We start from the raw sequence: 20,170 nt of genomic DNA on the forward strand, positions 1-20,170 counted from the left end.
ATGCGCTCCCTATCGGCTCTCATCTACCATGGCGCGCATGGCGGGTTCAGCATTCACATTGTCCCACCGGCGCGCCGGCCCAGGCAGGAGACGCAGCAGCGCCTGCGGGTCGGTGACCGGCAGCGAGCAGGTCTCGCCCCTGCAGACATAGGCGGTGGCCCGGCCCGCGACGGCGGCCTTGCCGGCGGCGGGATGGCCGCCCGGCAGCGGCGCATCGGCGGGCAGCACGGTGAGCACCAGGTTGGGCAGGCTCGCGCCCGCCACCATGTCCAGCAGCGCCTCCAGCCCGTCGCCCGCGCGGATCACCACCGCGACGGCGTTCAGCAGCATGTCGAAGCCTGACAGCAAGGCGGCGAACGGCACCGCCTGCCGGGTTAACTCGCCGGCGAAGGCGGCGACGATCGCGTCAGCCTTGTCGCGATAGGCGGCTTTGCCGGTGAGGTGGAACAGCGTGGCGAACACCTCCACCATCACGCCGTTGCCCGAGGGCGTTGCATTGTCGGTGGCGGTGCGGATGCGGGTGATGAGGTCTTCGGCATCGTCCGGGGTCAGGAAATAGCCGGGATGGCCGGCATGGGCGAAATGGGCGTCGAGGCAGGCGGGCCAGCCCTCGGCGCGGGCGAGATCGGCACCCTCACCGGTGGCCTGATGCAGCGCCAGCGCGGCGCGGGCCATGGCGGCGTAATCGTCCAGCGTGCCCGGATGGATGCGTCCATCGCACCAGGAATGGGCCAGCCGCCCGTCCGGCAGGCGCATGCGCGTGGTCACGAAGGCGAAGGCCCCACGTGCCGCCGCCAGCCACTCCGGCCGCCGGAAGGCGGTGCCCGCGCGGCAGAGCGCGGCGATGGCGAGGCCGTTCCAGTCCGCCAGCACCTTGTGGTCGCGGCCGGGCCGGACACGCCCCGCCCGCGCGGCGAGCAGGATGTCCCGCGCGGCTGCGAGCCGGGCTTCCACCTCCGGGGCGGCGCGCTCGGGTTTGTCCGAGCGATTGAGGATGGACTTGCCCTCCCAATTGCCGATGCGGTGGACATCGTAATGGCGCTTGAAGAGGGCGGCGTCGGCGCCGAGCAGCGCCTCCACCTCGGCCGCGGTCCAGACGTAGAACTTGCCTTCCTCATGCTCGCTGTCGGCATCGAGCGCGGCGGCGAAGGCGCCGCCGTCCACCCGCATCTCGCGCAGCAGGAAGCCGATGGTCTCGGCCACCCGTTCGGCGAACAGCGGGTTGCCGGTCTCCTGCCACGCCAGGGTCAGCAGTTCCACCAGCTGGGCATTGTCGTAGAGCATCTTCTCGAAATGCGGCACCAGCCATGCGGCGTCGGTGGCATAGCGGGCGTAGCCGCCGCCCAGATGGTCGTAGATGCCGCCCTGCGACATGCGCTCCAGCGTCAGCAGTACGGCATCGCGGAAGGTCGCGCGGCCGGTGCGGTGCCAGGCGCGCCACAGCAGCGACAGCACCGGCGAATGGGGGAATTTGGGCGCCTGCCCGAGGCCGCCGTCCACCGGGTCGATCAGGGCGCAGAGCCCCTCGCAAATGTCATCCAGCCGCTCGGGGGTGAGGGGGGCGTCGGGCGGCGGGGCGGAGAGCTGGCGCAGGCCCTCGCGCAGGGTCCGCATGTTCTTCTCCAGTGCCGGCCTCCGGTGGCGGTAGACTTCGGCGGTGCGGCGCAGGATATCGGGAAAGGCCGGGCGGCCGTAGCGGCGCTCCGGCGGATAATAGGTGCCGCCCCAATAGGGCTCGCCGTCGGGCGTGAGGAACATGGTGAGCGGCCAGCCGCCGCTCTGGCCGAGCAGCGCCAGGGCGTTCTGGTAGATGGCGTCGATGTCCGGCCGCTCCTCGCGGTCCACCTTCACCGGGATGAAAAGCGCGTTCATCAGCGCGGCGGTGGCCGGGTCCTCGAAGCTCTCGCTGGCCATGACGTGGCACCAGTGGCAGGCGGCATAGCCCACCGAGAGCAGGATGGGCTTGTCCTCGCGCCGCGCCCGCTCCAGCGTCTCCGACGCCCAGACCTGCCAGTGCACCGGATTGTCTTTGTGCTGGAGCAGATAGGGGCTGGTCTCGCTCCCCAGCCGGTTGCCGACGGGGCTGGCCTCCGAAGGCGTGGTGTCCGGCGCGGCATCCATGGGCGCTACTCCTCCAGGCTCGGCTGGAGGATGACTTCCGCAGGAGCGCCTGGGCCCTGGCCGGCGATGAAGTCGAGGCTGTCCACGCGCGAGAGGCCGCCGTCGCTGTCCATCAGCACCACGGCATCGTCCGGCAGGGTGGAGAGGGCGGCGATGAGCTGGGCGACCGTCATGCTGTGCCTCCTTCGGGGCGGGTTGGGGGCGGGTCCGTAAGGGAATCAGGCGGTGCCGGCGGGCTGGCCGGAGGGATCGAAGGCGAGTTCCGCCGGGTCTTCGTCCAGCATCACGATGGCCGCCCGGCTGAGCACGCCGTCGGCGTGATAGTCGTAGCGATGGGCGAGCTCGATCTCGCCATAGACCACCTTGTCGAAGCCGCGCAGCACGCCCGCCCCATCGAAATAGGCGCGGATGAAGGTGTTGCGGTTCGACAGCGCTCCGGGATCGATGGCGTTGACCAAGGTGAAGGGCAGCTTCACGCCGGTATAGGAGACGAAGAAGCGGCAATCGGGCCACAGCTCCTGCATCGGGGGGGCTTCGCTCGGCGACGCTTCGGTCATTGTCTCTCCGCCATTGGCGCGCCGCTTGACGCACTCCCGTTGATCAGCATTCGCTCATCACGGATGGATGTGATCTCCATGGTCTCGTCCGGCTCATCGAACGGATTGCGCGGCTGATCGTCCTCGGCCAGCGGCACGCCGCACAGGCAGACGTCGCCACCGATGACGGTGAGCGCCAGCGGGGTTAGGCTCTTGCCCTTGCAGCCGCCCTCGACGCACAGCCCGCTCTCGATGTCGAACTGTGCCTTGTGCCGCCCGCACTCCAGATGTGTGCGTGCGCGGTTGAAGAAGCCGCCCGTGCTGATGTTCAGCCAGGTGCCGTTGTGCGGGCAGGCGTTTACATAGCCGAAGAAGTCGCGGCCGCCCCGGCGCACCACGAAGATGGGGAAGGGCCGCACCTCGCCATCCTCGGTCCGGCGCGACAGGCGGAACGACCTGGCCTCGCCCGGCGCGATGGATTCCGCGTGGCAGATGGCGAAGACTTCGATCTGGTCCGCCGACATGCTGGCCTCGTATCGCGGCTCAGAGCGCCGAGAGCGTGCGTGCGCCCTTCAGCACCGGATAATTCTCCCGCAGGCTCCGCTCAAGCTTGCCGCAGAGCTGGCCGTCCGAGGCGGCGTCGGGGCCGACGAAATCGGTGCCGCACTCCCACACCTCGAAGAAGCAATGCAGCGCATCTTCATAGGCGGCGTCCGGCACGGTGGTGAGGTCGGTGAGCTGCGCGATGCCGCCCCCGGTGACCTCCAGCCGCCAGCTGCGGTCGTCCACCACAGAGGCCAGCAACGCGCTCACCTCCGCCTTGCCCCAGGGGCTGTTGAGATCGATGACCATGCTCGCTCCGTCGCAAAGCCGACGCGCCCCTGTCGCGCATGCGCCAGAAGGACCCGTCGAGACACCATCTGCGCCGATATTTGCATGAAGCATGCCGCGCGGCGGCAGAGGCGGCGCGGGGATGAGGCTGGCGCGGCATCCCGCGAGCGCCCTCCAGGCCCCAAAGGAGAGCCAATGGCCAACATCCAATTCTACATGACGCCCGGCTCGTGTTCCACGGGCATCCATGTCCTGTTGGAGGAGGTGGAGGACGTGTTCGAGGTCACGGTGGTGAACCTGCCGGCGGGCGACCAATTCAAGCCCGACTATGTCGCGATCAATCCAAAATCGACAATCCCGACACTGGTGCGCCGCGACGGCACCGCGCTGACCGAGGTGCCGGCCATCGCCTTCTGGCTGGCCCGCACCCACCCGCGCGCCGGCCTGTGGCCGCAGGATGCCGAGCGCGAGGCGCGGCTGATCGAGGCCATGGCCTATATGGCCGCTACCGTGCACGGCCAGGGTTTCGCGCGCATCTTCGCCACCGCCACCTTCGCCCGCAATCCCGCCGACCATCCCGCGGTGCAGGCGCTGGGCCGGGATATCGTGCGCCAGGGCTTTGCCGTGCTGGCGGCGGCGCTGGGCGACAAGCCCTATCTCGATGACGGATTCTGCGCCGCCGACCCTATCCTGTTCTATCTGGAATTCTGGGCGGACAAATTGGGCATGGCGCTGCCCGAGGCCATCGCGGGCCATTACCGGCGCATGCTGGCACGGCCCGCCGTGCAACGGGTGCTGCGGGAGGAGGGCTACAATCTGGCCACCCTCGGCAATGTTGCCATCCTTGGCGCGGAAGCAGCGGCGGCGATGGCATGATCGTCGCGCACGAATCTTGCACCGGTCCGTCCGGTGCCATGGCCGGCGCCCCGGCGGAGAGACAGACGATGAGCGAAATGGTGCTGGTGGAGGAACGCAACCAGGATGATCTCTCCCGCCTCGCAGGCTGCTATCTCTATACGGACACCAGGCTTTGGCTGGAGGGCCGGACGGTGCATCGCGGCGAGGGGCCGGCGATCATCGGCCCGGACGGCGTCGAGCGCTGGTACATCCATGGCCGGCACGTGACGCGCGACGTCAGCACCTTCTTCCTCACCCGCCGGTGGTCGCCGGCCAAGGGGCTCGACACGCCGGAGAAGCTGGCCGCGTTTCAGGCGGAGTTCCTCGTCTGAGATGGGGATGGATCCAAAGCACTGGCCAAGTCCGCCCTGCCTGCCTGAAGCGCACGTTCCGATCGGCCCGGAGGTCTGGACCGATCGGAACGGCCCTCGCTGCGGCGCCCCCCGCCGCCGCACGTCTGGTCAATAGACGTCGAGATGGCAGCGCCCGGCGGCCTTCATGCCGTCGAGATAGGCGCGGGCGGCATCCGGCTCACGGTCTCCCTGCTCGACGATGATGTCGATGATCGCCTGCTCCACGTCCGCGGCCATGCGCTGGGCGTCGCCGCAGACATAGAGATGGGCGCCGTCGAACAGCCACTCCCACAGCTCCTCGCCATTCTCGCGCATCAGGTCCTGCACATAGGTCTTGCGCGCGCCGTCGCGCGACCAGGCGAGCGACAGGCGGGTGAGCGTGCCCTGGGCGCGGAAGGCGCGCAGTTCGTCCTCGTAGAAATAGTCCTCCGCCGCGCGGCGGTGGCCGAAGAACAGCCAGGAGGGGCCGGTCTCGCTGCGCGCCCGGCGCTCCTGCAGGAAGGCGCGGAACGGCGCGATGCCGGTGCCGGGGCCGACCATGATGATCGGCGCGTCGCGAGTGTCCGGCAGGCGGAAATGCGGCGCCGGCTGGAGGAAGGCGCGCAAGCGCGTGCCCACGGGCGCCCGCTCGGCCAGCCAGGAGGAGGCGACGCCCTGGCGCAGGCGCCCGTCGAGCGTGTAGCGCACATGGGCGACGGTGAGCGCCGCCACGCCGGGCTGGATGCGGGCGCTGGAGGCGATGGAATAGAGCCGCGGCTGGAGCGGATCGAGGCTCTCGACGAAGGCTTCCGGGTCCGGCCGCACGCCGGGGAAGCGCTCCAGCGCGCCGAGCACGTCGAGGCTCGCGCCCTCCGGGTCCGCGCCGGATGCGAGGCGTCGGGCGTTCTGCCGCCGCTCCCCGCCGGTGAGGCAGGCAATCAGCGTGAACAGCGCGTCCGGCGCCGTGCCGAGCGAGACCGAAGTGGTGAGGATGTCGCGCAGCGGGCGGCTGCCGAGGCGCAGGCCGGGCGGAGCCTGGAGCGCGGCGAGCACCGCATCTACCAGCACCGGGTCGTTCTCGGGATAGATGCCCAGCGTATCGCCTGGCAGGTGCTCGATGCCGCTGCCGGACAGATCCAGCTCCACATGCACAGTGGATTTGTCCGAGCCGGCGCGGCTCAACCGACGGCGGGATTTCATGGCCACCAGCACCGGGTTGCCGCGGTCATAGCCGGGGCGGGTGTCGCGCGGCGGCGGGGCGGCGGCGGCGCGGGCTTTGGCCAGATGGGCGTCGGCGTCGAAGGCGCGTGCGCCGCCGGCGTCCTCGTCCAGCAGCGCGCGTATCATGCGCGCGGTGTCCTTGCCGCCGGGGGCGCACAGGTCCATGCGCGGCTCGCCGCCGGCGGCGAGGGCGTCCGCATAGGTTTCGCAGACATAGCCGCACTGGCGGCAGTCCTGCTGCGCCATGGCCGCCATGAGGCGGCGGGGCAGGGGGCGGCCTTCCGCCAGCACCATGCGCTCGGCGAGCGGCAGGTTCGGCTTGTGCCAGGGGGCAGCGTCCCCGGTGAGCCCGTGGGCGGCGAGCAGCAGGGCCACGTCCGCCTGGGCGGCGGGCGGCAAGGCCGGCAGCGCCAGCAGGTCGGCCGCCAGCCCCTCCAGCCAGCGGCGCTGGGCCGGAGAGAAGCTCTCGGCCGGCGGCAGCGGGGCGGCATGCCGCACCGCCCCGGCGGGGGCGAGCGGCAGGGCTAGGCTGCCGGAGGGGGCGGGAACCGGGGTCCCCGCCTGGGGCCAGGGGGTGAGCGAATGGTTCATGGCGCCTTACCCCATGGGGCGGGACGTGCCGTCGCGGCGCGGCGGCGATGAGGATCGAGTGCCATGACGCGCCCCTCCGCGATGCGTCAGGCGGCAGCGGCCGTGCTTGCCGCCTTCAGCCCATCCAGCGCGTCGGGCGGGATACGGAACACGCCCCGGCCGCCGGCGAGCGCCTGATAGGTGTCGCCGGCATTGTCGCTGAGGAAGTTGAACCACTCCTGCGGGTTGAGCGGCGAGGGACGCTCGCCGATCTCCACCACCGAGCCGTTGGGGACGAAACGCACGTGAATGATGACGTTGGTGTTGGTGGTCATGGGTCCACTCCGTCTGCTGGGGGTCGGATGAGCGGATCGCCCGGGCTGGCGGAGGTCCGGGCGGTCTATGAATGTGTGAGAGACGGATTCTTCCGATCAGGTCGTTTCAACCTGATCGGATCCGGCTCCACGTGCGCGGGCGGCACACGCGGCCGATGACCGATGGCTCAGAAGCCGGCGTCCAGAAGCTCGACCTTGATGTTCTCGGTACCGAGCACCTTGGCCTGGCAGGCGAGGCGGGACTTCGAGCCGACGCCGACGATGGTGTCGAGCTTCTCGTTCTCCTCGCGGGCGATCTTGGAGACGCCCTTGCGCCCTTCCACCAGGGAGATGTGGCAGGAGCCGCACGAGGCATTGCCCTCGCACTTGTGGGGGATCTCGATGTTGCCGCTGCGCAGCACGTCGAGCAGGCTCATGCCTTCCGACGCTTCGATGACCGTGCCTGACGGCATGACTGTGACTGTGGACATGGTACCGCTCCTTGGATTGGAGTTTGCAGGCAAAGCCATGCCTGTCCCGGCCAGCCCGCGGCGCGGACGGGACGGGTTCGGACCTGGCTCCGGTTTGAGAGACGGGAGGACCCACGGGGAGACTGTGCTCCGAGGGGCCCCGGCTCCAAGCGTTCAAGGGCGCCCCGCGCCGTGCCGCCGCAGCGGCCGGGCGCGTGGCCGGCCCTAATAGATGGCCGCTCCCGCGCCCACGTTGATGGAGGATTCCTTCATCGTCTCGACGATGAAGGCGATCTGGTCCTCGCTCAGATGGGTGTGGAAGGGCAGGGCGACCGCGCGGTCGGAGACCTTCTCGGTCACCAGATAGTCGCCGCGGCGATAGCCGAGATCGAAATAGTGCCGCTGCAGATGCAGCGGATGGCAATAGGCCGCCGCCTCCACCTGTTCCACCTTCAGGTCCTCGACGATGGAGTCGCGGCTGGACCGCGAGAAGCGGTTGCCCAGGTGGACGAGATAGAGAAACCAGTTCACCTCGGTCACGTCCGGCCCCACGTAGGGGTCCTTGATCCCTTCGAAGGATTTGACGTGCTTGTAATAGAGGTGCTCCGTGGAGCGCCGCCGCTCCAGGATCTCGTCGACGCGCTTCAGCTGCGCGAGGCCGAGGGCGGCGGAGATGTCGCTGATGCCGGCCTGGAACGGCGCGGTGCCGCTGACCACCACGGATGACCGCTCCTCCAGCCGGTGGGAGCGGTGCCGGCGGATGGCCACGGCGAGGTCGATGTCGTCCGTCACCACCATGGCGCCCTCGCCGCAGGTCAGCGGGAAAGGCTGGGAGAAATCGAACACCGAGGCATCGCCGAAGGTGCCCACCAGGGCGCCTGCGTAGCGCGAGCCGATGGCCTCGGTGGAATCCTCGATGAGCCGCAGGTTGTGCTTCGTGACCAGCGCGCGCAGGCCGTTCCACGGCGCCGGATGGCCGTTGACGTTGGCCGCGAGGATCGCCTTGGTCTGCGGCGTGATGCGCGGCTCGACCTTCTCCGGCACCAGCGTTCCGGCCCAATAGTCGATGTCGGCGAACACCGGCCGCGCGCCCGAAAGGCTGATGGCGTGGGCGGTCTCGCGGAAGGAATAAGGCGAGGCGATCACCTCGTCGCCGGGGCCGATGCCATAGGCCTTCAGCGCCAGCAGCAGGCCCAGCGTGCCGCTCGGCACCGCCACCGCATGCTGCCGGCCGAGATACTCCGCGAAGGCGGCTTCGAAGGCGGCGACCGTCGGCCCGCCGGACAGGCGCGGCGCGCGCAGTGCGGCGTCCACGGCGGCCAGCTCCACGCCGCTGATGTCCGGGTCGGACAGCGGGATGAAGCTGCTGTCCACCTCCTCCAGGGAGGCTTCCGGGCCGAGCGCGTCCGCGCGCAATTCGTCGGCGTCGATCAGCGGCAGGTCGGAGATGAGTGCCGGCTCAGTCATGGCTTCACCTGTCGCGCGGCCACCACGATGCCGGTGGCGCGGGCGGGATCGGTTGTGAGCTGGACGCAATGGTCGGCGGCATCCAGCAGATGCACGTCGAAGCGCGGAAAGGCGCGGTAGGGCTCCTCGCTCACGTCGGAAGCGTCGCAGCGCGACCACGACAGGTGCGGAAACCGACCGCGCAATGTCGCGATCACGCCGCTGTCCACTTCCGGGGCGGACAGGATTTTCTCGATCTCCGCGAAGTCTGTCTCAGCCAGCGCCATGTCCGTGACCCAGGGGTTGAAGGGCTCCAGCTTGGAATGATGCAAATTCATTGCCAGAAGGTCCGCTCAGGGTCGAGATTGAGTTCTTCCAACAGGTCTGCCATGCGGTCATGGATGCTGTGAAGGCTCCAGCGGTTGGCCTCGTGGTCCTTCGCGAACAATTGCCAACGGCCACTGTCGGGTTCGTGCACGAGAAGCGCCACGTCGATGATGCCGCCTTCGGGATCGACCTTGCGCGAGCAGCACGGGCTGGTGATGCGGTAGCCGCCCTCGGCCCGCTCCACGCTGGGCGAGACGTAGCGGTAGCGCTTGCGGCGCGCGATGGCGCGCTCGATGCGCTTGCGGTCCAGGTCATTGGGATGGGCCGCCGGACGCCCGGCCAGGGCCATCACCGCTGCGGAACTCATCGCCGGTTCCCTTTCCGGGGCGCGCCGGCCCCGCTCATGCGCGGGACAGGCCGCCGCCTCTTCGATCCCTCGCCTCCGGCAGATTCGCCGGGACGGGTCAGAGCGGGGAGATCTCCTCCTCAAGGCACCCCACCACCAGATTCTCGCCGAATTCCACCAGATAGACCGGCATGTTCGCTTCCGTGTGCGTGCCCACCTGGACGATCTCGCCGAGGCCGCCGGCGCGCACCAGCAGGGCTTCCAGCGGCGCCTGCGGGAAGGAGCCGTCATTGACGAGGTCTATGGCCGCCTTGACGCGCTGGCCCCATTCGTATTTCGGCAGTCTGGGTTCGAACACGGCGCTCACTCCGGCAGGGGAAGGTCGATGTCTTCGCGCGACACCACGGGGTCCAGCTCCTTGCGCTTCATGCCCACGCGGTTGCCGCTCTCCATGAATTCGACGCCGTAGATGTAGAATTGCTGGAGGAAGGTTCCGATGCTGACCACGTAGCCCTCCTCGCCCTTCTTCGCGAGCACGTCGCCGATCTCCTTGCCGGCATAGGTGCCGTCGTTGCGGATGGTGCGCTTGGCGCGCACCTTCTCGCCGAAGGAGAAGAAGGGCGGCGCGGTGATCTCCACCACGTCGCTGTCGCGCACAATGTTGCTCATCGGGGGCTCCCCATGGTTTGGCCGTGCGGCATGGCGAGGCGCGCCCGCGCCGCCTCCCGCACCAGAGAGTCGCTGTCCTCGGCGAGGTCGTGGATGTCTTCCACCGCGCTCTGGCTCGCCACCTCGTAGCGCACCCGCCAGTCCGGATCTTGCTTGAGGCGGGCCAGGAGATCCGGCGACAGGCGCCGCGCCACCTCCAGCCGCACCGTGGCGTCGGCATCGCCCGCCATGCGCAGCAGCCAGTCGCGGGGCAGGCGCTGGGCCACCACGCGGCGCACCTCCGGCTCGGCGTCCTCGACCATCCGCGCCAGCAGAGCCGGGGTGACGCGCCGGGCGATGACGAGGCGCACGTAATAATCCGGATCGCTCATCATGGGGACGAGCTCGGGATCGTCCAGCAGTGAGACGATGCGGATGCGCACTTCGCGGTGCGGATCGGTGCGCAGCCGCAGGATCAGCCGCTTGGGCAGCCGCCGCGCCGCGTTCCAGCGCACCGTCTCCTCGGGGTCGTCGAGCAACGGCGGCAGCAGGAATGCCGTGGCATGCTTGGCGGCGATCGCCCGCACCTCGAAATGCGGGTGGGACACATAGCTGTTGGCCTGGCCGGGGTTCCAGTTGAAGAAGCGGTCGATGCGGCGGGCGTATCGGTCGTGCACGCAGGCATGCTTCAGCCGGCACAGGCCGGCGGCGCGCAGCTCCAGGTGGGTGCAGGACGCGCAGTCGATGTCGTTGCCCAGCCAGTCGCAGGCTTCGTCGATGTCATCCGTCATCGTCCTGCTCCGCTCGGTCGAGGATGTCGAGCAGCACGCGTGCGCCGATCTTATCGGTGGGGTCGAGCTGCAGGAGCTTGGTGGCGGCGGCCCGCCCCTCGTCCAGCTCGCCGAGGCGCATCTGGAGATAGGCATAGCCCTTCAGGCTGAAGAGGAAGAAGCGGGGCTTCAGGCTCTCATAGCGGCCGAACGCGGCGTCGGCGGCGCGCACCTCGCGCCAGTCCGTGGCGAAGTTGTTGTCGCGAGCTGCTTTGGTGATGCATTGTCTGGCCACGTCGAGTGCCTCCGCGAGGCGGCCCTTGTAGAAATAGAAGCGATAGAGGCCGATGAGCACCGCGGCGTGGCCGGGGGCGATCGCCTCGGCCTGCCGCAGATGCGCTTCGGCCACCGGGCCGTTGGCATAGGACAGGCTCGCCGCCGTGAGGTGGTGCTCGGCCGCCGGCGGCAACCCTCCACCAAGGAGGGCATCCGCCAGGATAGCTTGATCAAGCCCCGCGTCAGGCATGTGACGAGCCGCATCCATGGGTGGTCCCGCGCCGGCTCAGCTCAGCGGCGTCGGCGCCGCGTGCGAACTGCACGTGGTGGCCTTGGGGTCGCGGAACACAAGGCCGGTCTGCGCGGCGGTGTCGGCAAAGTCGATGGTGACGCCATCCAGAAGCAGACGGCTCTCGGCGGGCAGGAACAGGCGCACGCCGTTGCGCTCCACCACGGCATCGCCGCTCGCCGGGGTGCGGCTCACGCTGATCTCGGCGGAAAGGCCCGAGCAGCCGCCGGGGCTCAGCACCAGGCGGAAGCCGCTGGCGGCATCGCCATCCGCGCGCAGCATGAGGCGGATGAACTTCTCCGCCGACGGTGTCATCTCGAAATTCATGGCTGTCTCCTCAGGCCGGCGGCATCGCTGTTGGGACGGATGCCGCTTGGTTTCGCTCGATCCGGCGCCCGCACCGCTGGGGCGTGGCCAAGGGCCGGCGAGACAGGCTCGCCGGCCCCCACGGGGTCACACCGCCGGCTGGTAGCGCGGGTAGGACGTGTCGATGACGCAGGTGTCGTCGACGGGGCACACGGCGGCGCATTGCGGCACGTCGTAATGGCCGATGCATTCCGTGCACTTCTTGGGGTCGATGATGAAAGTGCCGTTCTTTTCGCGGATGGCGACGTTCGGGCACTCCGGCTCGCAGGCCGAACAACTGGTGCACTGCGAGGCGATAATCTTCAGGGTCATGCTTGCCTCCTGAGTGATGCGTTGCGGATCACGCGGCCGAGATGAGCGCGCCCTGGCGGATCTCGGCGTCGCCGCGCACCACGTGCTCGATCTCGCCGCTGTTCACTTTGTCGAGATAGGCCTTGAACCAGGCGATGGCCGACTTCTCGATGAACTCGTGCGCATACTGGTCCACCGGATCGATGCCGGCCTTCTGAAGGTCGCCCTTCGGGCAGCCGCCGATCTTGGCCACGAACACCGCATGGCAGTCGTTGATCGCCCGGATGACCGTTTCCAAGCTGTCCTCGTCGCCGAAGCCGCCCTGGCAATACAGGTCGACGCGGCGATGGCCGACGAACTTGGCGCCCGCGGTGGACAGTTCGTAGACCTGGAACTCCTTGGCGTGGCCGAAGTGCTCGTTGATGAGACCCGAACCCTTGGTGGCCACCGCCACCAGCAGCTTGATGTCGCTCATCTCGCCGGCGAGGGTGGACAGCTCTTCCTGCTTGGCCACCACCTTGGCGATGCGCTCTTCCTCGACCTGGGCCTGGTAGGCCTTGCGGCTCTCGAGGTCGTAATTGACCTCCATGGCCATGATCTTGTCGGTGGTGAACTCGGCGCTGCGATCCTCGCCCAGCAGGCCCACCGCGTCGGCGCGGCACTGGCGGCAGTGGCGCATCATGTTCATCTCGCCCTCGCAGCTGTCCTGGAGCGCTTTGAGCTCCTGGGCGGACGGGCCGCGCTGGCCGGTAAGGCCGAACACGGTGCCATGCTCCGGGGCGGAGATGAGCGGCATGATGTTGTGCAGGAAGGCGCCGCGCGACTTCACCGCCTTGTTGACCTCAACGAGATGCTTGTCGTTGACGCCGGGGATCATCACCGAGTTGACCTTGCACAGGATGCCGCGCTCGGTGAGCATTTCCAGGCCGAGCATCTGGCGGTCGGTGAGGATCTTGGCGGCTTCGACGCCGGTGTAGCGCTTGTGCTTGTAGAACACCCACGGGTAGATCTTCGCGCCGATCTCCGGGTCCACCATGTTGATGGTGATGGTCACATGGTCGACGTTGAAGCCGGCGATGGTGTCCACATGGTCCGGCAGGGTGAGGCCGTTGGTGGACAGGCAGAGCTTGATGTCCGGCGCCGTCTTGGCGATCAGCTCGAAGGTCTTGAAGGTCTTCTCCGGATTGGCGAGCGGGTCGCCGGGACCGGCGATGCCGAGCACCGTCATCTGCGGGATGGTGGAGGCCACGGCCAGCACCTTCTTCGCCGCCTGCTCGGGGCTGAGCTTCTCGCTCACCACGCCGGGGCGGCTCTCATTGGCGCAATCGTATTTGCGATTGCAGTAATTGCACTGGATGTTGCAGGCGGGGGCCACCGCCACATGCATGCGCGCGTAATGGTGATGAGCTTCCTCGCTGTAGCAGGGATGGTTCTTCACCTTCTCCCAGATTTCCGTGGGCAGATCGCCGGCGCCCGCGCCCGATCCGCAACTCGCCTTGCCGCTGCCGCCAGACGTGCCGCAGCCTTTGTGCTCGGCAATCTGCTGCATGATCTCCCCGACATTCGGGACGCTAACGGCGCTGCCGTCCTGCTGTGCCAACCCGTCCATGTCTGATCCTCGCTGCTGGCTTATCCGCAATTGTACTGAGGTCTCTCCAGCAACAGCCGTGCCACCGCGAAGAAGATCGGCAAAATCATTTGACGGCAATTGGTTATGCCGGAGGCACAGGCTGTCGCTTTGCCAACATAGAGCGACGCGACACCAGCCCCATGTTGGAAAGATTACAGACACCGGAAGCCGCTCGAAGCCGCTTGCACGGGTGCGCGAAGGCGCTGGCGGGGCATCCTCCGAAGGTGCCGACGCAGAACCGCCGCGCGGGGCTCGCGCGGCGGCTTCCGGGTCCTCTGGACAGGCGGATCGGCGTCTCAGGCGCAGAGGATCTCCGCCGCCCGCTCCAGCGGGATGGCGAGCGGCGTGAGCCCCTGCGAGATGAGGAACCGCAGCTCGTTTTTCGACAGAGCGGACGGTTCCACCACGGCGAAGTGGTTGCCGGCCGAGCGCTTGGTCACCTGCCGCGCGTAGGTGCGCAGCAACTGGTCGTTGAACCGGCAGCCGATGAACAGGAAGCTGCGCTCGGTGCGGCGGTCCTTCACGATGTCCGGGATCGGCGTCTGGATGTCGATCTCGGTCAGGACCTCCACATAGTCGGCGTCGGAGATCAGGAAGTTCTTCGCCGGCGCCACGCTGCCGTGCGGCTTGTAGAGCACGGTGCCCCAGCCCTCGGCAGTGGCGCGGTCGCTCTCCGCGCCCGCGGCGTCGTAGAAGCGATACCAGCGGTCCTCGCCGATGCCGGCACGCGTGATGCCCTGCACCTCGCCCCAGCTGGCGGTGTCCGCCAGGGCGGCCCGCATGGCGTCGTCATACCAGGTGTCGACGATCATGGGCAGCGCCAGGGTGGCGAGGTGCCGGTGCAGCGCCGTGGGCTCCACTTTGGGCGAGAAAGCCTCCGTCATGTAGGCGGTGACGGTGGAGCGGTGCTTGTGGCTCTCGATATGCTGGGCCGCCGCCCAGGCATTGCCCTTGGCCCGCCGGGGCAGCGCCGCCTTGGTGGCGAAGAAGTCGGCAAGACCCTCCGGGCTGGTAGGAATGGCCGGCTTGGCGAGCTCCGTCAGGCCGGGCCCGAGATAGGGGACGACGGCCCCGCCGCGCAGCCTGGCGGCGATGTCCGCCAGCACCTTTTCGGCATCGGCGGGGTTTGCGAACTCGATGTGCGGGGTCGGGGCGTTCATGGCGTTCAGCCTTCGTCGTCGCCGCGCTTGCGGGCGTTGATGGTGATGGGCAGAGTGGTGTCGGCGGCCATCTCCGGCAGCTCCAGCACCCAGCCGTTGGCGATCTTGATCCAGCCGCCCCAGAGGGTTTCGTGCTCGGTCTCGACGATGGGCTCCTCCAGGTCCTTCTTGGGGACATAGATGGAGAGACCGGTCTCCGGTGAGCGGCGGATCATGATCTTCATTCGGTTGGCTCCGTGGCGATGGGACAGGGTGGGGTGGCGCGCCGGCTCAGGCCGGAACGGTGGCCCGCAGCTTCGCCGTGATCTCCGGCAGCACCTGCAGAACCCGGTCAACGTCATCGACCGTATTGTCGCGCGAGAAGGAGAAGCGGATCGCCCCGCGCAGGGCGCTCGCCGGCACCTGCATGGCCCGCAGCACGTGCGACGGCTCCATGGAGCCGGACGCGCAGGCCGAGCCGAGCGAGGCGGCGATGCCGGCCTTGTTGAGATTGTGCAGCATCGCCTCGCCCTCCAGGTGCTCGAAGGCGATGTTGGCGGTGTTGGGCAGGCGGTTGTCGCCGTCGCCCAGCACCAGGCAGGGCGCGGCCTGCTGGCGGATGCCCTCCTCAAGCCGGTCGCGCAGGGCGCGCACGCGGGTCAGTTCCTCCGGCAGCTTTTCCAGCGCCAGGGCTGCCGCGGCACCGAGCCCGATGATGCCTGGCACGTTCTCGGTGCCGCCCCGGCGGCGGCGCTCCTGCGGGCCGCCCCAGATCAGCGGCCGGAACGGCGTGCCCTTGCGCACATAGAGCGCGCCGATGCCCTTCGGCCCGTGCAGCTTGTGCCCGGATAGCGACAGGATGTCGATCTCGGTGAACTTCAGGTCGATGGGCACCTTGCCCACCGCCTGTACTGCGTCGGTATGGAACAGCGCGCCGGCGGCATGGGCCATCGCCGCCAGTTCCGCCACCGGGAACAGGGTGCCGGTCTCGTTATTGGCCCACATGACGCTGGCGAGCGCGGTGCGCGGCCCGAGCGCCCGGGCATAGGCGTCCAGGTCCAGCCGACCCCGGCCGTCCACGCCGATGCGGTGGACAATGATGCCGCGCGTGGCTTCCAGATGGTCCGCCAGCGACAGAACGGCGGGATGTTCCACCGCCGTGGTGACGATCTCGGTCCGCCCCTCCTGGGTGGCGAGCGCCGAAAGCAAGGCGGTATTGTCCGCCTCCGTGCCGCCGGAGGTGAACACGATCTCGTGGTCGAAGGCTGTGCCCAGCAATGCCTGGAGGCTCTTGCGGGCCGCCTTCACGCCCCCGGCGACGGTGGCGCCAAAGGCGTGGGAGGAGGAGGCATTGCCGAACTGTTCCGTGAAATACGGCAACATCGCCGCGACCACGGCGGGGTCCACCCGCGTGGTCGCATTGTTGTCGAGATAGATCGGCACGGCGGGCTCAGTGCTTGGCCGGGCCGGCCACGGGGACGATGCGCACCAGCTCGCCGAGGCGCTCCACCACCTTGGACTGGATGCCCTCAAGCGTCATGCTGGCGAGCTTGCAGAAGATGCATGCCCCGGTGAGGCGCACCATCACCTTGTTGCCCTCGATGCCGAGCAGTTCGCAATCGCCACCGTCGCGTTGCAGATTGGGACGGATCTCGTCGATCACGGCACGGATGGTCCGCTCGCGCTCGGAGATGGCAGCGGGCGGGGCTTCGGTGGTCTCGGTTTCGATCAGCATGACCTTGGGATCTCCGTGGGTGGGGCGGGGCGGCGCCGCCTGGAGGCGGCGCCGCTGCGGGCCGGATCGCCGGGGCGTCAGCCGAAGGATTTGCCGCAGGAACAGCTGTTGGTGGCGTTGGGATTTTCGAAGGTGAAGCCGGAGCCTTCCAGCGCCACCACGAAGTCGATGGTCGTGCCGGCAAGATATTCGTGGCTCTTGTTGTCCACGAACACCTTCACGCCGTCGCGCTCGATCACCGTGTCGTCGGCCTCGGCATCGGGCACCAAGCCCATCTGGTATTTGTAGCCGGCGCAGCCTCCGGCCTCGACCTGGATGCGCAAACCGCCCACCGGTGCCGGCGCGGAGCTGATCGCGGTGCGCACGGCGTTCAACGCGCTGTCGGTCAGATTGATCATGGGATGCCCCTTGCTGAATGAGAGCTGGCCTGAGGCTTAATCAGCAAGTCCCATGCCACGGGGCAATGAATTGGAAAGACTAAAGAATTGGATCGAATCCTGTCCCGAACGCGACGCTTGTCGCGTTTCCGACAGGGGCGGTTTGCGTCACTCGCGCCCGCCCGCCGGGTTCACTCCGCCGCGTGGCGGACGGGCGGGGCGGCGAGGTCGAGGCCGCGGAAGACGGCGCAGCGCTCGAACACCGCGAGGCTCGCCGGCACCTGCTTGTGCCGGCAATATTTCGATACCAGCTTGGCCAGCCCCTTGATGTCGCGGCCCGATGCGGCGGGAAAGACATCCACCAGGGCGTCCAGCAGCGCACCGTCGGCGTCCAGGGCGAACTGCGCCGACATGACGCCCCAGATCTTGCGCCGGGCCAGGGCATCGGGGGCGTGGAACTTGATCAGCGCGATGCAGCGCGAGACGATGGCCTCGTCGATGTCGTCGATGCGGTTGGTGGTGAGGAACAGCAGGCCGTTGAAATATTCCAGCACGCGCAGGAAGACGCCGACCACCGCATTCATGGTCATGTCATCCTCGCGCCGCTTGATATAGACGTCGGCCTCGTCGATCAACATCACCGCGCCCCAGCGCTGGGCGCGGGTCAGCGTCTCCTTCAGCGCCGCCTCCATGGCCGCCGCGTTCAGCCCCAATTGTCCGGAATGCACGCGGTAGAGCGGGCGCTGGATGATCTCCGCATAGACCTCGGCGGTCAGTGTCTTGCCAACCCCCGGCGGGCCGGCGCACAGGACGGTGGTGCCCCCCGACTTGCCGGCCACGATGTCGTCCATCAGCACGTCCATCTCGGCGGTGAGGATGTCGATGAGGTCGGTCTGTTCCTCCGGCAGCACCAGCTTGTTCTTCAGGTCCGGCTGGTAGGCATAGGGCGCCATGTCGTCCGCATGCACCCACAGGTAGTGGTGCAGGTCGAGATGGAACATCAGGATGTAGGGATGTACCGGAATGCGGCTGAACAGGCCGGCGGGCATGTCCGCCTTGGAGCGTTCCACCTCGTCCTCGGCGTCATAAAGATTGCTCTTCGCCGCCTTGCGCAGGTAGGCGCCGAGGATGTCGCCTGGCACGTCGAGGGTGAGCGCCCGCGAGGTCAGGATGCTCTCGTCATTCACCAGCCGCGCCGGCCCTCCGCTGGCGGAGAGCACCACTACGTCCTTGCGCGACCAGTCGGTGTCGCGGTGCGAGGAATTGGGATCCTCGGTATAAAAGCCGGTGCCGCTGCCGGTGAACTGCGCGCCGTAGCGCCCGCGCCAGTCGAAATAGCGCGCCTCGGTCTCCTCATGGGCGGCCACCAGCTCCGGCGTCTCCTTGACGAAGCCCTTACCGGCGAAGATCTCCGCCACCGTCTTGCCGGCGATGTCGGCGGCCGAGATGCGCAGCGTCTGGCTGGTGATGGCGCCCTTGGCATTGGCCTTCAGCTCCACGAACAGCCGCCCGGTCTCCTCGTTGGAAGGCGGGGTGAAGTCGAGGCGGGTGACCACATAGGGCAGGGGGCGGCTGGTGATGCTGGCGGTGAACATCCAGCCATGGATCGCGCCCTCGGCGAGATAGCGGGCCATGGCGGGCAGGACGGCTTCCAACGCGTCCGACGTAAACCGGACACTTTTGTCGCTGAACGCGCGTTGCAGCGTCGCGATCTGGGCCGAGCGGGTGTGTAGGTCCGGGCCGGCTGTGCGGTAGAGATCCCGCAGGAAGTCCAGTTCGGGCGTTGAAAGCTGGGCGAAGGCCACCTCCACGGTGTCGCCGAAACGCAGTTGCTCCTTCAGCGGAGAGAGCCCGGGAAAGCGCGTCACCATGGCCTCGAGGTGCGGCCGTGCGATCTGGATCTTCATGGGCGGGCGAAGCCTCGCGGCATCGGTGGTGGAGGGCCGAATGGGGTGACCGAATGGGGCGGCCGACTGGGGGATGGCCGGTGAAACCGCCGATGCAACCATCGCGCCATTCGTCGCGTCTGGAGGTGAGGAGAACCGGCCCCCGATTTGCATGAGGGGGTCCAGCCGGCGTTTCCGCCGCATTTTTCCGGGCCTGAGATCGAGGATGCTGCCATGACGACGCTTGAGAAGACGGTGACCATCGAGGACACGGCCCTCGCCCGGCTGGACAGCGAAGGGCGGTTGCTCAATGCGGTGCTCAAGGGGCCGACCAAGGTGGCGGGGCGCTTCGGCTTTCGCGGCGATATCGCGCTGAAGTTCCAGCAGCAGGTGGCCGATGAGAAGCGTCCGCCGGATTTCTCAGTCGAGCAGGTGCTCACCCTGGTGCAGGCCGGCGCGCCGACCATCGAGATCCTGGTGGGCTACATCCACTCCTTCGCCTATCTGCCGGTGGCGGCGGAAGTGCTGTCCGGCCTGCTGAGCCCCACGGGTACCTATTTCCTCTTCTGCAACAACATCGACCTCCTGGCGAAATACCGCGTGGAGGTGAGCGGCATCACCTTCTTCGTCCTGCCGTGCGACGAATCCACGGTGTGGAAGGAGATGACGGACCTGCTCTCCATCGACAAGAACGACATCAAGAAGCTCGATACCGCCGGCAAGCTCGACTACGTGCTGGACCGGGCGAAGGGCTTCAGCGAGACCTATCCCGTCATTACGGTGGAAGAGGGCCTCGCCCGCATGGAACCGGTGAAGAACCGCAACGCGAACCGCCCGGTCTGAGGCGGGCGGCCTCCGTCGTCCCTCGTTTCGGCTCGCCGGAGCGGGGGACGCGCACCGCGCTTCCGACCCTTCGCTCGTGCCTCAGCCTGCCTCCTCGCAGGCGTCTGGCCCATCCTCCTCCGCGTCTTCCGCCAGCTGGACGCCGACGACGCAGATGTCCTCGTCCAGCACCGCCAGCGGAACGGGGTTGAGCCAGTGGCCCTTGCACGGCCCGTCCACGCACATGCCGGTGCCCAGCTCGAACAGCGCGCCATGCTTGCCGCACATCAGCCGCATGCCGTTGGGATCGAGGAACTGGTTGCGTTCCCAGTCCAGGTTCACGCCGTCGTGCGGGCACTTGTTCTCATAGCCGAACACCTGCCGCCCCCACCGCACCACGATGATGGGCCAGGCACGCTCCTTGCCGTCGTCCCCCACGCGCATGAGCTGGAAGCCCTGCGCGCGCTGGCTGGGAATGTCACTCATGCGGCAGATGGCATAGACGAGATCGGTGGCCATGGGGTCCTCAT

28 protein-coding genes are annotated in these 20,170 nt (G+C 68.1%); 3 read left to right on the forward strand and 25 right to left on the reverse strand.

Going from position 1 to position 20,170, the window contains the following annotated elements:
* Nucleotides 1-9: 9 nt before the first annotated feature.
* Genes YU1_RS30490 through YU1_RS0120900 form a run of 5 tightly spaced genes read right to left on the reverse strand, consistent with a single transcriptional unit; the run spans nt 10 to nt 3,509 of the window.
* On the reverse strand, nt 10-2,121 hold the full coding sequence (locus YU1_RS30490; protein ID WP_051357100.1) for a thioredoxin domain-containing protein: 2,112 nt from the start codon (nt 2,119-2,121) through the stop codon (nt 10-12).
* 5 nt (nt 2,122-2,126) lie between these two features.
* Nucleotides 2,127-2,294 carry a hypothetical protein gene (locus YU1_RS34075; RefSeq protein ID WP_198018999.1) on the reverse strand — a complete coding sequence of 56 codons (168 nt, stop codon included), beginning with the start codon at nt 2,292-2,294 and terminating at the stop codon, nt 2,127-2,129.
* A gap of 45 nt (nt 2,295-2,339) precedes the next feature.
* A complete protein-coding gene (locus YU1_RS0120890) occupies nt 2,340-2,678 on the reverse strand; it encodes a DUF6156 family protein (protein WP_245263396.1) in 339 nt (112 codons plus the stop codon).
* Complete coding sequence (locus YU1_RS30495; RefSeq protein ID WP_084540012.1) at nt 2,675-3,181, reverse strand: Rieske (2Fe-2S) protein; 507 nt, start codon at nt 3,179-3,181, stop codon at nt 2,675-2,677. Before YU1_RS30495 ends, YU1_RS0120890 begins: the two co-directional genes overlap by 4 nt.
* Before the next feature lie 19 nt (nt 3,182-3,200).
* On the reverse strand, nt 3,201-3,509 hold the full coding sequence (locus YU1_RS0120900; RefSeq protein ID WP_029005743.1) for a hypothetical protein: 309 nt from the start codon (nt 3,507-3,509) through the stop codon (nt 3,201-3,203).
* Between the two features lie 174 nt (nt 3,510-3,683).
* Here YU1_RS0120900 and YU1_RS30500 point away from each other — a divergent pair, with 174 nt between their 5' ends.
* Both YU1_RS30500 and YU1_RS0120910 read left to right on the forward strand, forming a co-directional pair.
* A complete protein-coding gene (locus YU1_RS30500; protein WP_051357102.1) occupies nt 3,684-4,364 on the forward strand; it encodes a glutathione S-transferase family protein in 681 nt (226 codons plus the stop codon).
* Between the two features lie 68 nt (nt 4,365-4,432).
* A complete protein-coding gene (locus tag YU1_RS0120910; RefSeq protein ID WP_029005744.1) occupies nt 4,433-4,717 on the forward strand; it encodes a hypothetical protein in 285 nt (94 codons plus the stop codon).
* 129 nt (nt 4,718-4,846) lie between these two features.
* Here the strand turns inward: YU1_RS0120910 and YU1_RS0120915 are convergent, their stop codons facing one another.
* The 19 genes from YU1_RS0120915 to YU1_RS0121005 form a co-directional block, all read right to left on the reverse strand.
* Nucleotides 4,847-6,529: a sulfite reductase subunit alpha gene (locus tag YU1_RS0120915; RefSeq protein ID WP_198019001.1), complete on the reverse strand. Its 1,683-nt coding sequence runs from the start codon at nt 6,527-6,529 to the stop codon at nt 4,847-4,849.
* A gap of 86 nt (nt 6,530-6,615) precedes the next feature.
* Nucleotides 6,616-6,843 carry a hypothetical protein gene (locus YU1_RS0120920; protein WP_029005746.1) on the reverse strand — a complete coding sequence of 76 codons (228 nt, stop codon included), beginning with the start codon at nt 6,841-6,843 and terminating at the stop codon, nt 6,616-6,618.
* Between the two features lie 167 nt (nt 6,844-7,010).
* Nucleotides 7,011-7,313 (reverse strand): 2Fe-2S iron-sulfur cluster-binding protein, encoded by a 303-nt coding sequence (locus YU1_RS0120925; RefSeq protein WP_029005747.1) that lies wholly within the window; start codon nt 7,311-7,313, stop codon nt 7,011-7,013.
* A 204-nt stretch (nt 7,314-7,517) separates the two neighbouring features.
* The gene (locus tag YU1_RS0120930) at nt 7,518-8,759 is read right to left on the reverse strand and encodes a DegT/DnrJ/EryC1/StrS family aminotransferase (protein WP_029005748.1); all 1,242 of its coding nucleotides are present in this window, start codon (nt 8,757-8,759) and stop codon (nt 7,518-7,520) included.
* Nucleotides 8,756-9,025, reverse strand: coding sequence for a DUF6129 family protein (locus YU1_RS0120935; RefSeq protein ID WP_029005749.1), 270 nt, complete (start codon nt 9,023-9,025; stop codon nt 8,756-8,758). The genes YU1_RS0120930 and YU1_RS0120935 overlap by 4 nt, the downstream gene beginning before the upstream one ends.
* Nucleotides 9,026-9,072: 47 nt before the next feature.
* Nucleotides 9,073-9,432, reverse strand: a complete 360-nt coding sequence (locus YU1_RS0120940; RefSeq protein ID WP_156922324.1) for a DUF3024 domain-containing protein — start codon at nt 9,430-9,432, stop codon at nt 9,073-9,075.
* 97 nt (nt 9,433-9,529) lie between these two features.
* A complete protein-coding gene (locus YU1_RS0120945; protein WP_029005751.1) occupies nt 9,530-9,769 on the reverse strand; it encodes a nitrogen fixation protein NifZ in 240 nt (79 codons plus the stop codon).
* A 5-nt stretch (nt 9,770-9,774) separates the two neighbouring features.
* Entirely contained in the window at nt 9,775-10,080 is a 306-nt protein-coding gene (locus tag YU1_RS0120950; RefSeq protein WP_029005752.1) for a nitrogen fixation protein NifZ, read from the reverse strand.
* The gene (locus tag YU1_RS0120955) at nt 10,077-10,850 is read right to left on the reverse strand and encodes a 4Fe4S-binding leucine-rich repeat protein (RefSeq protein ID WP_029005753.1); all 774 of its coding nucleotides are present in this window, start codon (nt 10,848-10,850) and stop codon (nt 10,077-10,079) included. Before YU1_RS0120955 ends, YU1_RS0120950 begins: the two co-directional genes overlap by 4 nt.
* Nucleotides 10,840-11,373 (reverse strand): tetratricopeptide repeat protein, encoded by a 534-nt coding sequence (locus YU1_RS0120960; RefSeq protein WP_156922326.1) that lies wholly within the window; start codon nt 11,371-11,373, stop codon nt 10,840-10,842. Before YU1_RS0120960 ends, YU1_RS0120955 begins: the two co-directional genes overlap by 11 nt.
* Before the next feature lie 18 nt (nt 11,374-11,391).
* Nucleotides 11,392-11,721: a HesB/IscA family protein gene (locus tag YU1_RS0120965; RefSeq protein WP_029005755.1), complete on the reverse strand. Its 330-nt coding sequence runs from the start codon at nt 11,719-11,721 to the stop codon at nt 11,392-11,394.
* Nucleotides 11,722-11,847: 126 nt separating this feature from the next.
* Nucleotides 11,848-12,072 carry a 4Fe-4S binding protein gene (locus YU1_RS0120970; RefSeq protein WP_029005756.1) on the reverse strand — a complete coding sequence of 75 codons (225 nt, stop codon included), beginning with the start codon at nt 12,070-12,072 and terminating at the stop codon, nt 11,848-11,850.
* A gap of 28 nt (nt 12,073-12,100) precedes the next feature.
* Complete coding sequence (gene nifB, locus YU1_RS0120975; RefSeq protein ID WP_029005757.1) at nt 12,101-13,660, reverse strand: nitrogenase cofactor biosynthesis protein NifB; 1,560 nt, start codon at nt 13,658-13,660, stop codon at nt 12,101-12,103.
* Between the two features lie 317 nt (nt 13,661-13,977).
* Nucleotides 13,978-14,841, reverse strand: a complete 864-nt coding sequence (locus tag YU1_RS0120980; protein ID WP_029005758.1) for an SIR2 family NAD-dependent protein deacylase — start codon at nt 14,839-14,841, stop codon at nt 13,978-13,980.
* A gap of 5 nt (nt 14,842-14,846) precedes the next feature.
* Nucleotides 14,847-15,065 carry a putative nitrogen fixation protein NifT gene (gene nifT, locus YU1_RS0120985; RefSeq protein WP_029005759.1) on the reverse strand — a complete coding sequence of 73 codons (219 nt, stop codon included), beginning with the start codon at nt 15,063-15,065 and terminating at the stop codon, nt 14,847-14,849.
* Between the two features lie 46 nt (nt 15,066-15,111).
* Entirely contained in the window at nt 15,112-16,263 is a 1,152-nt protein-coding gene (nifS, locus tag YU1_RS30505; RefSeq protein WP_035716172.1) for a cysteine desulfurase NifS, read from the reverse strand.
* Nucleotides 16,264-16,270: 7 nt separating this feature from the next.
* Nucleotides 16,271-16,555, reverse strand: coding sequence for a NifU family protein (locus YU1_RS0120995; RefSeq protein WP_029005760.1), 285 nt, complete (start codon nt 16,553-16,555; stop codon nt 16,271-16,273).
* A 77-nt stretch (nt 16,556-16,632) separates the two neighbouring features.
* Complete coding sequence (locus YU1_RS0121000) at nt 16,633-16,953, reverse strand: iron-sulfur cluster assembly accessory protein (RefSeq protein ID WP_029005761.1); 321 nt, start codon at nt 16,951-16,953, stop codon at nt 16,633-16,635.
* A gap of 170 nt (nt 16,954-17,123) precedes the next feature.
* A complete protein-coding gene (locus YU1_RS0121005) occupies nt 17,124-18,839 on the reverse strand; it encodes an ATP-binding protein (RefSeq protein WP_029005762.1) in 1,716 nt (571 codons plus the stop codon).
* Between the two features lie 213 nt (nt 18,840-19,052).
* On the opposite strand from YU1_RS0121005, the gene YU1_RS0121010 reads away from it, so the two are divergent.
* Entirely contained in the window at nt 19,053-19,661 is a 609-nt protein-coding gene (locus tag YU1_RS0121010; protein WP_029005763.1) for a hypothetical protein, read from the forward strand.
* 81 nt (nt 19,662-19,742) lie between these two features.
* Here YU1_RS0121010 and YU1_RS0121015 read toward each other — a convergent pair whose 3' ends face one another.
* Entirely contained in the window at nt 19,743-20,159 is a 417-nt protein-coding gene (locus tag YU1_RS0121015; RefSeq protein ID WP_029005764.1) for a Rieske (2Fe-2S) protein, read from the reverse strand.
* Between the last annotated feature and the right edge of the window lie 11 nt (nt 20,160-20,170).

Origin of the sequence: Azorhizobium doebereinerae UFLA1-100, assembly GCF_000473085.1 — a bacterium.
GTDB lineage: Bacteria > Pseudomonadota > Alphaproteobacteria > Rhizobiales > Xanthobacteraceae > Azorhizobium > Azorhizobium doebereinerae.

Bases quoted from the DNA above. Each gene is read 5' to 3' on its own strand.
- YU1_RS0120925 (WP_029005747.1), bottom strand. From the start codon at position 7,313: ATGTCCACAGTCACAGTCATGCCGTCAGGCACGGTCATCGAAGCGTCG.
- YU1_RS0120935 (WP_029005749.1), bottom strand. From the start codon at position 9,025: ATGGCGCTGGCTGAGACAGACTTCGCGGAGATCGAGAAAATCCTGTCC.
- YU1_RS0120890 (WP_245263396.1), bottom strand. From the start codon at position 2,678: ATGACCGAAGCGTCGCCGAGCGAAGCCCCCCCGATGCAGGAGCTGTGG.
- nifT (WP_029005759.1), bottom strand. From the start codon at position 15,065: ATGAAGATCATGATCCGCCGCTCACCGGAGACCGGTCTCTCCATCTAT.
- YU1_RS0120915 (WP_198019001.1), bottom strand. From the start codon at position 6,529: ATGAACCATTCGCTCACCCCCTGGCCCCAGGCGGGGACCCCGGTTCCC.
- YU1_RS0120910 (WP_029005744.1), top strand. From the start codon at position 4,433: ATGAGCGAAATGGTGCTGGTGGAGGAACGCAACCAGGATGATCTCTCC.
- YU1_RS0120900 (WP_029005743.1), bottom strand. From the start codon at position 3,509: ATGGTCATCGATCTCAACAGCCCCTGGGGCAAGGCGGAGGTGAGCGCG.
- YU1_RS0120950 (WP_029005752.1), bottom strand. From the start codon at position 10,080: ATGAGCAACATTGTGCGCGACAGCGACGTGGTGGAGATCACCGCGCCG.
- YU1_RS0120960 (WP_156922326.1), bottom strand. From the start codon at position 11,373: ATGGATGCGGCTCGTCACATGCCTGACGCGGGGCTTGATCAAGCTATC.
- YU1_RS0120920 (WP_029005746.1), bottom strand. From the start codon at position 6,843: ATGACCACCAACACCAACGTCATCATTCACGTGCGTTTCGTCCCCAAC.
- YU1_RS30500 (WP_051357102.1), top strand. From the start codon at position 3,684: ATGGCCAACATCCAATTCTACATGACGCCCGGCTCGTGTTCCACGGGC.
- YU1_RS0120940 (WP_156922324.1), bottom strand. From the start codon at position 9,432: ATGAGTTCCGCAGCGGTGATGGCCCTGGCCGGGCGTCCGGCGGCCCAT.
- YU1_RS0121015 (WP_029005764.1), bottom strand. From the start codon at position 20,159: ATGGCCACCGATCTCGTCTATGCCATCTGCCGCATGAGTGACATTCCC.
- YU1_RS34075 (WP_198018999.1), bottom strand. From the start codon at position 2,294: ATGACGGTCGCCCAGCTCATCGCCGCCCTCTCCACCCTGCCGGACGAT.
- nifB (WP_029005757.1), bottom strand. From the start codon at position 13,660: ATGGACGGGTTGGCACAGCAGGACGGCAGCGCCGTTAGCGTCCCGAAT.
- YU1_RS0120980 (WP_029005758.1), bottom strand. From the start codon at position 14,841: ATGAACGCCCCGACCCCGCACATCGAGTTCGCAAACCCCGCCGATGCC.
- YU1_RS0121005 (WP_029005762.1), bottom strand. From the start codon at position 18,839: ATGAAGATCCAGATCGCACGGCCGCACCTCGAGGCCATGGTGACGCGC.
- YU1_RS0121010 (WP_029005763.1), top strand. From the start codon at position 19,053: ATGACGACGCTTGAGAAGACGGTGACCATCGAGGACACGGCCCTCGCC.
- YU1_RS0120930 (WP_029005748.1), bottom strand. From the start codon at position 8,759: ATGACTGAGCCGGCACTCATCTCCGACCTGCCGCTGATCGACGCCGAC.
- YU1_RS0120965 (WP_029005755.1), bottom strand. From the start codon at position 11,721: ATGAATTTCGAGATGACACCGTCGGCGGAGAAGTTCATCCGCCTCATG.
- YU1_RS30490 (WP_051357100.1), bottom strand. From the start codon at position 2,121: ATGGATGCCGCGCCGGACACCACGCCTTCGGAGGCCAGCCCCGTCGGC.
- YU1_RS0121000 (WP_029005761.1), bottom strand. From the start codon at position 16,953: ATGATCAATCTGACCGACAGCGCGTTGAACGCCGTGCGCACCGCGATC.
- YU1_RS0120970 (WP_029005756.1), bottom strand. From the start codon at position 12,072: ATGACCCTGAAGATTATCGCCTCGCAGTGCACCAGTTGTTCGGCCTGC.
- YU1_RS0120955 (WP_029005753.1), bottom strand. From the start codon at position 10,850: ATGACGGATGACATCGACGAAGCCTGCGACTGGCTGGGCAACGACATC.
- YU1_RS30495 (WP_084540012.1), bottom strand. From the start codon at position 3,181: ATGTCGGCGGACCAGATCGAAGTCTTCGCCATCTGCCACGCGGAATCC.
- YU1_RS0120995 (WP_029005760.1), bottom strand. From the start codon at position 16,555: ATGCTGATCGAAACCGAGACCACCGAAGCCCCGCCCGCTGCCATCTCC.